16 protein-coding genes are annotated in these 13,045 nt (G+C 64.1%); 7 read left to right on the top strand and 9 right to left on the bottom strand.

Annotated features, from left to right (window positions below):
- Nucleotides 1-4: 4 nt before the first annotated feature.
- Nucleotides 5-931 (bottom strand): alpha/beta hydrolase, encoded by a 927-nt coding sequence (locus ACELLULO517_RS07345; RefSeq protein ID WP_227306647.1) that lies wholly within the window; start codon nucleotides 929-931, stop codon nucleotides 5-7.
- Between the two features lie 165 nt (nucleotides 932-1,096).
- On the opposite strand from ACELLULO517_RS07345, the gene ACELLULO517_RS07340 reads away from it, so the two are divergent.
- From ACELLULO517_RS07340 to ACELLULO517_RS07330, 3 genes are read left to right on the top strand one after another with little or no spacing between them, the layout of a single operon-like run.
- A complete protein-coding gene (locus ACELLULO517_RS07340) occupies nucleotides 1,097-2,485 on the top strand; it encodes an NAD(P)/FAD-dependent oxidoreductase (protein ID WP_227306646.1) in 1,389 nt (462 codons plus the stop codon).
- Nucleotides 2,486-2,502: 17 nt separating this feature from the next.
- Nucleotides 2,503-3,285, top strand: a complete 783-nt coding sequence (locus ACELLULO517_RS07335) for a DUF1365 domain-containing protein (protein WP_227306645.1) — start codon at nucleotides 2,503-2,505, stop codon at nucleotides 3,283-3,285.
- Between the two features lie 2 nt (nucleotides 3,286-3,287).
- Nucleotides 3,288-4,517 (top strand): SAM-dependent methyltransferase, encoded by a 1,230-nt coding sequence (locus tag ACELLULO517_RS07330; RefSeq protein ID WP_227306644.1) that lies wholly within the window; start codon nucleotides 3,288-3,290, stop codon nucleotides 4,515-4,517.
- 3 nt (nucleotides 4,518-4,520) lie between these two features.
- Here the strand turns inward: ACELLULO517_RS07330 and ACELLULO517_RS07325 are convergent, their stop codons facing one another.
- The 8 genes from ACELLULO517_RS07325 to lgt form a co-directional block, all read right to left on the bottom strand.
- Nucleotides 4,521-4,898 carry a type II toxin-antitoxin system VapC family toxin gene (locus ACELLULO517_RS07325; protein WP_227306643.1) on the bottom strand — a complete coding sequence of 126 codons (378 nt, stop codon included), beginning with the start codon at nucleotides 4,896-4,898 and terminating at the stop codon, nucleotides 4,521-4,523.
- Nucleotides 4,895-5,110 (bottom strand): type II toxin-antitoxin system VapB family antitoxin, encoded by a 216-nt coding sequence (locus ACELLULO517_RS07320; RefSeq protein WP_227306642.1) that lies wholly within the window; start codon nucleotides 5,108-5,110, stop codon nucleotides 4,895-4,897. The genes ACELLULO517_RS07325 and ACELLULO517_RS07320 overlap by 4 nt, the downstream gene beginning before the upstream one ends.
- A 50-nt stretch (nucleotides 5,111-5,160) precedes the next feature.
- Nucleotides 5,161-5,733: a histidine phosphatase family protein gene (locus tag ACELLULO517_RS07315; RefSeq protein WP_227306641.1), complete on the bottom strand. Its 573-nt coding sequence runs from the start codon at nucleotides 5,731-5,733 to the stop codon at nucleotides 5,161-5,163.
- 11 nt (nucleotides 5,734-5,744) lie between these two features.
- Nucleotides 5,745-6,677: a ribose-phosphate pyrophosphokinase gene (locus ACELLULO517_RS07310; RefSeq protein ID WP_227306640.1), complete on the bottom strand. Its 933-nt coding sequence runs from the start codon at nucleotides 6,675-6,677 to the stop codon at nucleotides 5,745-5,747.
- 124 nt (nucleotides 6,678-6,801) lie between these two features.
- The gene (locus ACELLULO517_RS07305) at nucleotides 6,802-7,791 is read right to left on the bottom strand and encodes a hypothetical protein (protein ID WP_227306639.1); all 990 of its coding nucleotides are present in this window, start codon (nucleotides 7,789-7,791) and stop codon (nucleotides 6,802-6,804) included.
- A complete protein-coding gene (pgeF, locus tag ACELLULO517_RS07300) occupies nucleotides 7,779-8,543 on the bottom strand; it encodes a peptidoglycan editing factor PgeF (protein WP_227306638.1) in 765 nt (254 codons plus the stop codon). Before pgeF ends, ACELLULO517_RS07305 begins: the two co-directional genes overlap by 13 nt.
- The gene (locus ACELLULO517_RS07295; protein WP_227306926.1) at nucleotides 8,540-9,499 is read right to left on the bottom strand and encodes a class I SAM-dependent methyltransferase; all 960 of its coding nucleotides are present in this window, start codon (nucleotides 9,497-9,499) and stop codon (nucleotides 8,540-8,542) included. The genes pgeF and ACELLULO517_RS07295 overlap by 4 nt, the downstream gene beginning before the upstream one ends.
- A 32-nt stretch (nucleotides 9,500-9,531) precedes the next feature.
- A complete protein-coding gene (gene lgt, locus ACELLULO517_RS07290) occupies nucleotides 9,532-10,347 on the bottom strand; it encodes a prolipoprotein diacylglyceryl transferase (RefSeq protein ID WP_227306637.1) in 816 nt (271 codons plus the stop codon).
- 198 nt (nucleotides 10,348-10,545) lie between these two features.
- On the opposite strand from lgt, the gene ACELLULO517_RS07285 reads away from it, so the two are divergent.
- From ACELLULO517_RS07285 to ACELLULO517_RS07270, 4 genes are all read left to right on the top strand, one after another.
- On the top strand, nucleotides 10,546-10,938 hold the full coding sequence (locus ACELLULO517_RS07285; RefSeq protein WP_227306636.1) for an accessory factor UbiK family protein: 393 nt from the start codon (nucleotides 10,546-10,548) through the stop codon (nucleotides 10,936-10,938).
- A gap of 201 nt (nucleotides 10,939-11,139) precedes the next feature.
- Nucleotides 11,140-11,643 (top strand): type III secretion system chaperone family protein, encoded by a 504-nt coding sequence (locus ACELLULO517_RS07280; protein ID WP_227306635.1) that lies wholly within the window; start codon nucleotides 11,140-11,142, stop codon nucleotides 11,641-11,643.
- A 112-nt stretch (nucleotides 11,644-11,755) separates the two neighbouring features.
- Nucleotides 11,756-12,403, top strand: a complete 648-nt coding sequence (locus tag ACELLULO517_RS07275) for a TetR family transcriptional regulator (protein ID WP_227306634.1) — start codon at nucleotides 11,756-11,758, stop codon at nucleotides 12,401-12,403.
- A 185-nt stretch (nucleotides 12,404-12,588) separates the two neighbouring features.
- The gene (locus tag ACELLULO517_RS07270) at nucleotides 12,589-13,014 is read left to right on the top strand and encodes a phasin family protein (RefSeq protein ID WP_227306633.1); all 426 of its coding nucleotides are present in this window, start codon (nucleotides 12,589-12,591) and stop codon (nucleotides 13,012-13,014) included.
- The last annotated feature ends 31 nt before the right edge of the window (nucleotides 13,015-13,045 follow it).

Genomic DNA, 13,045 nt, shown 5'->3' with positions numbered 1-13,045 from the left:
AACCCTACGCGGGCTGAACCTTGGCAGATGCGGTTTGGTGCAGGAACGACACGCTGTCGGACAAGGTCGGCGCGAGGAAGCGGAAGGGCTGCCCGATGGCGCCGATGATCTCCCGGTGATCGATGCCCGGATAAAGCTTCGATGAGACCGGACCGCCGGCGTCCCGAATGCGCGCGGCAAGGCGCGTCGTATTGCGCGGCAACACGGTGGTATCCTGAGTGCCGGCCAGCAGCAGCATCGGCGCGTTATGGCCGTCGACATGGTTGATCGGTTGGGTCAGCGGTGCGGTCGGGAAGCCGAAGATCGTCTTCAGCTCTGCGCTTTCCAGCGGCAGGAAGTCATACGGCCCGGCGATCCCCACGGTACCGGCCGGCATCAGCCGGCTTTGCGCGGCGCGGAGATAGGACAGGTCGAGCGCGAGCATGGCAGCGTTATAGGCCCCGGCGGAATGGCCCATCAGAAACTGCGTGTCGCTGCCGCCCCATTGCCTGGCGTGTTCGGCAGTCCAGGCGAAGGCACTCGCGCAATCGTCCAGAAAAGTCGGGTAGCGCACCTGCGGATAAAGCCGGTAATCTGGGATGACGGTCACGAACCCTTGTGCGGCCAGCGCGCCACCGACGAAGCGATACATCGCCTTCGATCCGCTGTCCCAACTGCCGCCATAATAGAAGACGATGACCGGGGCCGGGGATCTCAGGCCCTCAGGCACATAGATATCCAGCCGCTGGCGCGGATCGCTGCCATAGGCGATGTCCTGCGCTGCCTGCCGGCGTGGTGCCATGCCGTTCAGCACACCCAAAGGTGAGCAGGCCGTCGTCACCAGACTGACGATGCCGAGACCGCCCAAACCGAGCATGCCGCGGGTCACGCCGCGCCGCGTGGGGGCGGATATCGCCGTCTGCTGTTCACGCTCTTGCAACCCATGCCGCATGGAATCCTGACATCCTGCCTCTGTCCTGGGCGGAGTGAAGCGTCTCCGCCGTCAGCGCGCGAGAGGGTCCGTGGCAGGTCTGGTCCCTGCATCCACGCTGGTTTTCCCTGCGTAGGGAACAAGTTGGAGCCGAAGACCGTTCCAACAGGTGGATGGGATGGACGCATGTCTTTGAACTTTTCCGAACCGGTTGCGGCGGGGCCTCACTCTGGTCCTTTGGACATCGCCGTGATCGGCTCGGGCATTGCCGGTCTCTCGGCCGCCTGGCTGCTCAGCCAGCACCATCACGTCACGCTGTACGAGGCCGATGATCGCCTCGGCGGCCATAGCAACACGGCCTTTGTGCCAAGCCCGACCGGCCCGCTCGGCATCGATACCGGCTTCATCGTCTATAACGAGCAGACCTATCCCAATCTGACGGCGCTGTTCCGGCACCTGGATGTGCGGACGGAAGCGTCAGACATGTCCTTCGCCGTCTCGAAGGATGAGGGGGGCTTCGAATATGCCGGCCGCGATCTGCCGGGACTTTTCGCGCAGCCGCGCAACATTCTGCGGCCGCGCTTCTGGTCCATGCTGCGCGATCTGCTGCGCTTCTATCGCGAAGCGCCGGCCGATATCGCGATGGTCGAGCGGGAGACGATGAGTCTCGGTGCCTATCTCGATCTTCGGCGATATAGCGCCGCTTTTCGGGACGATCATCTTCTGCCCATGGCTTCCGCCATCTGGTCGACACCGACGGACGGGGTCGCGCATTATCCGGCCGGTGCCTTTCTGCGTTTCTGTGTCAACCACGGGTTGCTGCAGATCGCGCGCCGCCCGATCTGGCGCACGGTTTCAGGCGGGTCGTCTTCCTATGTCTTCAAGTTGGTGTCGGGCATGTCGGGACGTATCTGCCTTAACCGGCCGATCCGCAGCGTCGAACGCCTGGGCAAGCGCGTGCGGTTGCGGGACATGAGCGGCGAGACGGTTGAGCACGATCAAGTTGTCATCGCCACACACGCGCATCAGGCCTTGGCGATGCTGGGCGATGCCGATGAACTGGAGCGCGACCTGCTCGGCGCCTTCCGGAGCACGAAGAATCTCGCTGTGCTGCATACTGACAGCAGCCTGATGCCCAAGCGCCGCCGCGCCTGGTCATCCTGGAACTTCATCGAAGCGGAGCAGGACGGCGCGGTCTCTCCGTACCTGACCTATTGGATGAACCGCCTGCAGAATCTTCCGCCGCGCAAGGATTATTTCGTCAGCATCAATCCGCCGCGCCCGCCCAAAATGGGCAGCATGGTGCAGACAGAGACTTACGCGCATCCGCTGTTCGACGCGCGATCCCTGGCGGCCCAGCGGCGCCTTTGGGATATCCAGGGACGCAGCGGCGTCTGGTTCTGCGGTGCCTGGTTCGGCGCCGGTTTTCATGAAGATGGTTTGCAGGCCGGGCTCGCTGTTGCCGAGGCGCTCGGTTCCGTGCGGCGCCCTTGGACGGTTGCCGAGGAATCAGGGCGCATTTTCCTGCCCACCGGCGGACTTGCCCAATCCACGCCGCAACCGCTCGCCGCATGACGGTCAGGGGCAGCATCATGCAATCGGCCCTCTATCCCGGTATCGTGACCCACCGGCGCTATCATCCGGTCAGGCATGAGTTGCGGTATCGCATCTTCTCCTTGCTTATCGACCTTGATGATCTGGAAAGCCTTTCGTCAAAGTTGAGGCTTTTCTCCATCGGCCGTTTCAATCTGGTGAGTTTTTTTGAACGCGACCATGGCGACGGACGCAAGCGCGGCTTGCGCGACTGGGTGAGGGGTCAATGCACCGATGCCGGCATTGATGCGTCAGGCCCGATCCGGCTGTTGTCGATGCCGCGCGTGCTGGGTCATGCCTTCAATCCGCTCAGCGTGTTTTTCTGTCATGACGCGGCGGGCGTGCTGACCAGCATTCTGTATCAGGTCAACAATACCTTCGGGCAGCGCCACAGCTATCTGATCCGGGTCGAGAAACCAGAAAGCCGCTTGATCTGTCAGGCTTCGCGGAAAGTCTTCTACGTCTCGCCCTTCATGCCCATGGACATGGAATATCGCTTCCGTGTGGTGCCGCCGGGCGCGCGCATGTCGGTCGTCATCGACGGATTGGGATTGGGCAATATGGGGGAGGCAACGGGCAAGCTGATCACCGCCAGCCTCACGGGCCGCCGTGTCGAATTGACCGATCGCGCGCTGCTCGGCAATTTTCTGCGGTCTCCCGCGCTCAGTCTCAAGGTTGTGACCGGCATCCATTGGGAAGCCTTGAAGCTTTGGCGCAAGAAGGTCGGCTTTCATCCGAAGCCCGCGCCGCCACCCCACCCCGTGACAATCGTGACAGGCTGATCATGTCCAGTTTTGTTGCCTCGGCTTCTATTCCTTTTGCCCCCGGCGCGCTTGCCGGACGCTTCGTGCTGGCCAAGCTGTTGCGACGTCTGGCGCTCGGGCGTCTTGTCGTCCGTCTGCCCGGCGGCGTCGAACTGATCGGCCAGGGCCGCGAGCCCGGACCGGAAGCGGTGCTCGTGCTGCATAATTGGCGGCCCCTGCTGAAGCTGGCGCTGCGTGGCGATGTCGGTTTCGCGGAATCCTATATGGATGGGGATTGGCAAAGTCCCGACCTGCCGGTGCTGATCGAACTCGCTGCCCGCAATCAGACCGCGCTGGGCAATTCGCTCGACGGTTCCTGGCTCACGCGCGTCGTTAACAGGCTGCGCCACGGCCGGCATGCCAATACCAAGATGGGCGCGCGGCGCAATATCATGGCCCATTACGATCTCGGCAACGACTTCTATCGGCGCTGGCTGGATGACGGGATGACCTATTCCTCGGCCCTGTACCGTCCGTCGCGGCTGACGCTGGAACAGGCGCAGACGGCGAAGCAGGATCGCATTCTGCAATTGCTCGATATCGATGGTGGGGAAGAGGTGTTGGAGATCGGCTGCGGTTGGGGCGGTCTCGCCGAACGTCTGGTCCAACGGGGTTGTCGTGTCACCGGACTGACGCTCTCCCCGGCGCAGCTCGCCTATGCCAGCGACCGGCTGGCCTTCTCGGTCCAGGCCGGCCAGGCGGATCTGCGCTTGCAGGATTACCGCGATGTCGAAGGCCAGTTCGACCGCGTCGTCTCCATCGAAATGCTGGAAGCAGTCGGCCGCGACTATTGGCCGCTCTATTTCCAGCGGCTGCAGGACTGCCTGGCGCCCGGCGGCACCGCCGTGCTGCAGGTGATTTCGATTTCGGAGGAGAAGTTCGAGGCCTATCTGCGAGTGCCGGATTTCATCCAGCTCTATGTCTTTCCCGGCGGCATGCTGCCGACGATATCGATCATGCAGGCGGAAATCGCCCGCGTCGGGCTGACGCTGGACAGCGTGGAGACCTTCGGTCTCAGCTACGCCGAAACGCTGGCCGAATGGCGCCGTCGCTTCCATACGGCGACGCCGCGGCTGCGGGCCGAAGGCATGGATGAGGCCTTCAGCCGCCGCTGGGATTATTATCTCGCCTATTGCGAGGCAGGGTTCCGCGCGAGTGCCATCGATGTCGGACTTTACCGGATCACGAAGCCGGTGTGTCAGGACGCCTGATAGTCAGGTCAGCAGATTGTCTGGCGTTGCCAGCGACAGTTCGTGCGCGACATTCCTCAGTCGACGGTCTCTTGTCCAGATGGTTGTGCCTGCGGTTTTTGCTGCCGCTGTCATCAGGTGAGCGTCGACATAGCCGATACCGCGTCCTCCTAACCCCAGTTGCTCGATGAAACTCAGCACCGTCGCGTCATCCACGCTGGGCAGAGAAGCGAGCCCTTGGAGAGCATCGATCACGCGCCGCCGGTTACGAAGACTGCCAAGCGCAATCTCTCCGATGATGAAAGGGTGACAGATAACAACGCCGGAATTCAGCAAACCGGCAAGCGTCCTATCCTCGATCCGCAGGTGATCGATCCAGACGGAGGTATCAACCAGGATCAAGAAGCAGAAACAGGTCGCCGCCGGTCGGGCGGCAGCAAGCCGGGCTCGGTTCCGCCAAGCTGAACCAGGCGCCGAGCGCTTTCGCGCTCGATCAAAGCTTTCAGGGCCTCGTTGATGACCGCCGATTGCTCCTCAATGCCGCTGACCTTGCTGGCCTTCTCATACAGGAGATCGTCTATAGAAACGGTAGACCGCATGTCGTTCACCGCCATGGCAATTAACGCAGTCTAGCATAGAGCGCGATCGGCCTGTCGGAGAAGATTTAAACCCCTGTCTCGACCGGCGTCAGCGTCCAGGGTTCACCTTCGGCCTTGGGCGGCTCGCAGAAGATCGGCATGGCGTTCGGCGTGCGCACATTGGGTTCCAGCCCCATCGCTGCGCGCACGGCGCGGAACAAGGCGCCATGGGCGACGACCAGAACCGGTGCCGGCTTTTCCAGCGCGCGGTTGATAGCGAGCGTCACGCGTTCCCGCAGGCCTGCGAAGGTCTCGGCCCGGTCCGGCGTATAGGTGCCGGCGATCCAGTCATCGTACCAATCGCCCATCGGCTGGCCTTCCTGCTCGCCGAACTTCACTTCCCGCAGCCCGTCATCGGTCTGGACCGCAATCCCGGTGACGGCGGAAACGGCCTCTGCCGTATCCTTCGCGCGGGACAAGGTGGAGGCGACGATGGTCGCGATCGCATGGCCCTGCATCAGCTCGGCGGCGCGCAAGGCCTGCGCCCGCCCGGTCGCATTCAAGGGAATATCGATATCGCCCTGGCTCAGGTTCTGGGCATTCCAGTCCGTTTCGCCATGGCGAAGGAACCAGAAGGCGACTGGCGTCAGCTGCGTCATGGGGATGATCCTTAATCGAAGAGCGAGCTGACGGAGCTTTCGTCCGAAATACGGCGCATGGCTTCGGCCAATAGCGGTGCGATGGTGACCTGGCGGACATTGCTCGCCAGCCGCACGGCTTCGGTGGCGATGATGCTGTCCGTGATCGTCATCATCTCGATGGGGGAGGAGGCGATGCGCGCAACGGCCCCACCCGACAGCACGCCATGGGTCGTATAGACGCTCGCCGACCGGGCGCCTTCCTTGATCAGGGCCGCCGCTGCATTGCACAGCGTCCCGCCGGAATCGACGATATCATCGACCAGGATACAGTCCCGCCCTTCGACGTCGCCGATCACGTTCATGACTTCCGAGACGCCCGCCTGCTCACGCCGCTTGTCGATGATGGCCAGATCGACGTCCAGGCGCTTGGCCAGCGCGCGGGCGCGGACCACGCCGCCGACATCGGGCGAGACGATCATCAGGTTGCGGCCGGCATAACGCTCCTGAATATCGCGGGCATAGAGCGGCGCGGCATAAAGGTTATCGACCGGGATATCGAAGAAGCCCTGAATCTGGGCCGCGTGCAGATCCATCGTCAGCACACGGTTGGCGCCAGCCTCGGTGATGAGATTGGCCACCAGCTTGGCGCTGATCGGCGTGCGCGAGCCCGATTTCCGGTCCTGCCGCGCATAGCCGAAATAGGGGATGACGGCGGTGATGCGCTTGGCGGAGGCGCGGCGCAGCGCATCCAAAGTGATGAGCAGTTCCATGAGGTGATCATTCGCCGGATAGGCGGTCGACTGCACCACAAACACGTCCTCACCGCGGACATTCTCATGGATTTCGACGAAAATCTCCATATCCGCGAAGCGTCGGACCGAAGCCTTGGTGAGCGGAAGGTTCAGCGCGGCGGCGACTGCTTCCGCCAGAGGACGGTTGCTGTTGCAGGCAACGATTTTCATGCGGCAGGTTCCGTCAGCATCGCCGGATTGGCTTCTTGCGGCCGGCTTCTAGCAACGCGGGTGCGATGTGTCCACGCAGATACGGGCAGTCCACAGTCCCGCGCGCCTGTGTCAAGCGTCGTCTTCATGACGGATTGGCGGTGTCTGACGGCGGAACCGATAGATCGATCTTGCCGGCAGCGCCGCCTGCGGCGGGCTTTCCGGCAGCCGGTGCGGGCGACGCTTTCTTGGCGTAGGCGCGCTTGCCGATATTATTGTCGAGCACTTCCTTGACCCCGCCGGCCGCCTGCTGTGCCGCGACGACCGCGACATCGCCCCAGAAACTGTCGAGCGAGCCTTTCGGAATGTCATGCAGCTGCGCGACGCGGCCGATTTCCTTGCCGTCCGACGTATCGATGATCCAGTAGATTTCGATACGCTGGGTTTTGGCGTCTACGGTGACGGTCTTCACTTGGCCGCGCATGAGATAATCGGCATCGCGTTTCTGGTCGACGACGATGACGCCGAGCGCGCCGATATCCTTGGTCATTTCCCTTGCCAGGGCGGTATCGCCGTCGCCCGGTGCGCCGGTGACCTTGCTGAAATCCAGCTGCGGCGGACGGTTGTAGAGGCTGTTCGGATCGTTTTCCTTCAGCGCCGCATCGATATTCGACAGCAGATTGGCGATCTTCGGGCCGGCGTCATTGGCCTCCGCCGTCAGGGTCGGCTGGTCGCCATCGGCCCATGCCTGGCTTGGCACGGGCTGGCCGGATTCACGGCCTTGAACATGGCCGCGCGGATCGAAGACGGTATAGGTCGGTGTCACCTGATTACCCGCCATGGTCGCGGAGATGCCAAGCACCCAGTCGCCGCGCTGCGGCTTCTGCGCCATCGCGGGCACGGTCTGGGCGGCCAGGGCATCGGCCATATCGCCGGCGAAGGCGGCCGCGGATTTGTCGTCCAGCAGCGCGCGCATCGGCACCGGGATCACCAGGCGTTGCGGCGGCGGATGGGCGAGTATCGCGCCCATCCGGCCGGGATGGCCCATCATCGGCTGTGGAAAATCGCCGCAGGCAGCGAGCGCCAGCGGCAGGGCCATTACCCCGTAACGGAAGGACAAAGTCAGGCGTCGCATAGAATTCCCGAAATCTGATGCCCGATCGAACCGCCGCCGGATAGCGTGCGGCGTCGGTGGCTGAAGAACAGATCCGCCTCAGCGGCGGTGTCGCCTGGGGTGATCGAGACATGCCCAACCCCTGCCTGGGTCAGGCGTGCAGCACAATAGCCACTAAGGTCAAACATCCACCTTTCGGGCCGTCCAGGCGTGAAGAACCGGGCATCGGCGGCATGATGCGCGAGCACTGCGTCTCTCAGATCCGCCGCCACTTCGTAGGACGGCTGGCGGATACAGGGGCCGACGACGGCCGCAATCCGCGACCGCTCAGCACCGAGCGCCAGCATCGCATCGATCGTCGCCTCCAGAATGCCGGCAACCGCACCGCGCCAGCCGGCATGGGCGGCGCCGACGATGCCGGCCTCAGCATCGGCGAACAGGATCGGCCCGCAATCGGCGGTGACGATGCCAAGGGCGATGCCGGGCGTCTTCGTCACCATGGCGTCCGCGCGCGGGCCGTCACCCGGTGCCCAGGGGGTCGTGACGGTTGCGACGTCGATGCCGTGAACCTGCGTCAGGCCGACGAGATTTTCGGGCCTGGCGCCCAGGGTAAGGGCGACGCGGGCTCTGTTCTCCAGCACCGCCGCCCGGTCGTCGCCGCCGGACAAGCTACAGTTCAGGCTGGCATAGGGACCGGTGGAAACCCCGCCCGCCCGCGTGAAGAAACCGTGTGGAACGGGCAGGGACGGGGCGGTCACGACAGGCAAGGTCATGCGGAAAATCCTGGCAGAGGCGGGAAGCCGGGCGCCGTGACGGCAATGGCCTTGAACAATCGGCCCATAGCGGTCGGTTCGGCAAGCCGTCGTGCGGCCGCCATGATGCCGGCGGCTTCCGTCTCCGGCCGACCGGCGGCAAGTTTGATGGCGCGAGGCACCAGGCCGAGTGCGGTCAGGAAGGCACCCTGCGTGACCGGGCCTTGCACGTCGGCACCGCCGCGCCGGGCCGCCCGGGCGACCGCACCGAAATCGACCAGCGCGGTCAGATCGGCTTCGCCCGCCTGTTCCAGGGGTGGCGCCATGCGCTTTCCCCGAATCGCTTGCAGGCTGTCGCCGGGATTTTGGGCCGAGCCGTAGTCGATCAGCAGCGCGACGCCGCCTTGCGACGCGATGCGATGGCCCAGCGCCGCGACAAAGCGTTCCGCCGGCTCGTTCTGTTCCAGAATGCCCTGCTCATCCGCCTCATCCGCCGGCAGAGCGGGTGGCGATGGGCAGGCGATGTCCAGGAATGCCGTGCCGCGCACATGGCGCTCAAACCACTGGCCGTCGCTGATCCGAAACTGGCGGATGGGCAGCGCGTCCAGAAACTCGTTCCCGACCAGGATCAGCGGCCCGTCGGGCAGGCTGCTGAGATCGTCATGCCAAGCGGCGTCCGGCACGCGTTTGGCCTGTTCGGCGCGCAGGCGGGGGGAGGTTTCGATGAAATGGACCTGGCAAGCGGTATGGAAATCGGGCGCCACGCGCGCTGTCAGCCGCCGCGCGTCGGCCATCAGCGTGCCGCGACCGGGTCCGGCTTCAGCCAGGATCACCGCCGCCGGGCTGCCCATAAGCCCCCAGACCACAGCGGCCCAGGCGCCGATCAGCTCGCCGAAGATCTGACTGATTTCAGGCGCGGTCGTGAAATCGCCGAAGGGATCGTGGTTCGCATAATAGGCCGCATTGGCGCGACCCATGAACCGATCGAGCCGCTCCGGCGTTTCCTCCGTCAAGCGGTCACCGGGATCGGCCGGCTTTTATAGGCGTAGATCAGCAGCGCGATGCCGGCCAGCAGCATCGGCACGCAGAGCAGCTGGCCCATGGTCAGCCCCTGGAACAGGAAGCCCAGGAAGGCGTCCGGCTCGCGGAAGCATTCGCCGATGCTGCGGGCAACGGCATAACCGACCAGGAAGAAACCCGTCAGCGCGCCGGCATGGCGGCGCCTCGTCTCCGATTGTGCCATCAGCAGCATGAAGACGAAGAGGCACAGCCCTTCCAAGAAGGCTTCGTACAACTCGCTCGGAAAGCGCGGGATCTGGTCGACACGCGGAAAGATCATCGCGCCCGGCCAGCCGGCCGGCGCCGGACGGCCCCATAATTCGCCGTTGATGAAATTCGCGAGGCGCCCGAAGCCAAGGCCGATGGGGGCCACGATCGCGATGCGGTCGGCGAAGGCCAGGACATTGAGGCGGTGCTTGAGGCAAAACCAGATGATGGCGGCCGCCACCCCCAGCATGCCGCCATGGAAGCTCATGCCGCCGTCCCAGACCGCGAAGATGCTCAGCGGATGGGCGAAAAAGGCGCCCGGCTGATAGAACAGCACATAGCCGCTGCGCCCTCCCAGCACGACGCCGAGCGTCGCCCAGGACAGGAAATCATCGACCAGAAGCGGGGTGGCGGCGGTGGGCGCCCAGGTCACGAAGCGCCGCACCAGACGCCAGCCGATCACCAGTCCGGCGATATAGGCGATGGCATACCAATGGATGGCGAAAGGCCCGATCTTGACCAGGATCGGGTTAAAGTCCGGAAAAACCAAGGGTTTCATAGGGAAGCCAGGCCTCGCGCTTGTGGGATGCTGCGGCCGGTCTTGGTCAGCGGTCGGTCTCGACCCATGTATACTGCCCTCGGCGACACAAGTCTGTTAGGAACGGGCTGAGCCGCCAGCGGCTGGGACCTCAGGTTCCGGTTCATGGCGGCGGCTTATACGCAACCCACCCCTGGGGTGGAAGGCAGGAGGACGAATATGAAGGAGCGCGGCCGCTTCATGGATGATCTGGCAGGGGTGGCGCAGGGCGCTTTCTCCGCCTTTACCGGCCTGCGCGACGAGGCCGAAGCTGTTTTCACGGCAAGGGTTGAGGCTGTCATTCACAAGCTCGACATCGCCCGCGGCGAACAGCTTGCCGCCGTGCAGGACCTGGCCGCCAATACGCGTCTGGCGTTGGAAACGGCCGAGGTCGAGATCGCGGCGCTGAAAGCCCGCGTGGCGGCTTTGGAAGGCACGGCACCGTCGGAAACCCCTGTGGTCGACCCGATCACGGCCTTCCCGCAGGACCTGCCGCCGGCCGTGCCGAGCGATGCGCCGCCGGACGCATCCGGTGACGCCCATGGCGGCAGCCCGGTTTCGCCCATTGCCTGATGAGGGTTTTGTGGCAGTTTAGCCCATAAGCCTTTGCACGAGCGGGCTTTACTTGCGGTTTGCGCCGTAGAGCCCCTAGTGTTTTTACGGAGGCGGCGATTCGCGACGTCGGAACTGGGATCCATCGGGGAGCCCATCATCCGGCAGCGGCAACGTCTCACCGCCGATCCGGCCTTCCTCCCAGCACCGAGGAGACCTTCGATGTCTGCAAGCAGCATTGCCGCTCACGCCAGCGTCAAAAATCCGCTCGATGTGATCGAGCAGATCGTATCAACCAATGAATGGGCTTTCGAACGCCGCAACGATGCCGAGATGGCGGCCGAGGCGCCGGGCCAATGGTCGGATTACGGTCTTTATTTCAACTGGTCTTCCGAAATTTCGGCCATGCACTTCACTTGCGCCTTCGACATGAAGGTGCCCGAGAAGCGCCGGGCTGATTTCTACAAGCTGCTCGCTTTGGCCAATACGCATCTGTGGATCGGCCATTTCGGCATGGACGCCGATGACGGCATGCCCGTCTTCCGTCATGCCGTGCTGCTGCGCGGCGCGCCGGGTGCGTCGCTCGAAAGCATGGAGGATATGGTCGATATCGCGATCACCGAATGCGAGCGCTTCTTCCCCGCCTTCCAGTTTGTGATCGCCGGCGGCAAACCGCCGGAGGAGGCGCTGCGTGCTGCCATGCTGGAATGCGTGGGCGAGGCCTGACAGCCGAAGGTTAGGCTTGCGATGAATGGGGGCAGGGGTGGCAACGCCTCTGCCCCTTCTTTGTCGCAATAGGAATGCCAAGATAAGCGACCGTGATTGAGGGCAGATCAGCATGACCGACAGTGAATTCGATGCAGCCTTGGTGGCCGCGGTTTTCGCCCAGGCGGGCGAGCGCGGCTGGGCCCGCGTCAGCATCGTCGAGGCCGCGCGCACGGCCGCTCTCGATCTGCCGCGCGCCCGCGCCCGCTTCCCCACCAAGTTGCACGTGCTGATCCGTTTCGGCAGCATCGCCGATCAGGCGGCGCTGACGGGTGCCACGACGGAAGGCCCGGTCAAGGATCGTCTGTTCGATATCATCATGCGCCGCTTTGACGTGCTGCAGGCGCATCGCGCCGGTGTTACGGCGGTACTGGATGCCGCCCGCTTCGACCCCATGCTCGGCCTTGTTCTGACGCGGCTGTCGACCCGCAGCATGGGCTGGCTGCTGGAAGGCGCGGGCATTCCGGCCGGTGGCTTGCGCGGCAAGCTGCGCGTCAAGGGCCTGCTGGGCGTCTGGCTTTATGCCGTGCGCGCCTGGACCCAGGATGACAGTCCGGATCTCTCCAGCACCATGACGGCGACCGATAAGGCGCTGGACCGGGCCGGCATGCTGGCGCGCTATCTGGGTGACAAGACGCCTGAGGAGGAGGAAGCCTCATCCGGCATCGGCAGCGATGAGATGCCCTTCACGGCGCCGCCGCCCGCCGATCCGGCCTTCTGACGCGGCCCCTGTTGCCGCTTGTCCAGGCGCCGTCACGATCGTGTTGACGGTTGCATGTCATGTCCGCCCGCCGCTTGCCAGAGAGGGCCCGAGGGCGCGTTATGCGGGCGGAGACGAGCCAATTCGTCCCGCCAGGCCGGAAGCGGCCTGTCTGCCCAAAAAGCCTGCCCCCAGGAGGTAAAGCGATGTCCGATCTGCCGAATTTCCCCGCCGACATCACCAAATACTTCACGTCTCTGAACATGCTGCCGGCCTTTCCGGCCGTGACGGCGCTGGTCGAGACGCAGAAGCGCAACCTTGCGGCGCTGACCGCCGCCAACAAGCTCATCTTCGAAGGCGCGCAGGCCATCACGCAGCGGCAGGTCGAAGTGATCCGCCGCCAAGTGGCCGACGCGACCGAGGCGGCCCGCGTGCTGGCGACGACTGCCAGCCCGCAGGAGCGCGCGGTCATTCAGACCGAAATGCTCAAGACCGCTTACGAGAAAAGCGTCTCGGATCTGAAAGAGGTCGAGGACCTGCTGCGCAAGTCCAGCACCGAAGCGCTTGGCCTGGTCCATAGCCGCTTCCTGGAAGCGGTGGACGAGGTCAAGGCAGCGGTCGAGAAGAAGTAAATTTCATTCGATAAAGTCGTCCGCGCAACGC

This window comes from Acidisoma cellulosilyticum (genome assembly GCF_020621385.1).
Taxonomy (GTDB): domain Bacteria; phylum Pseudomonadota; class Alphaproteobacteria; order Acetobacterales; family Acetobacteraceae; genus Acidisoma; species Acidisoma cellulosilyticum.
This window is presented reverse-complemented; position numbering and strand designations above follow the sequence as displayed.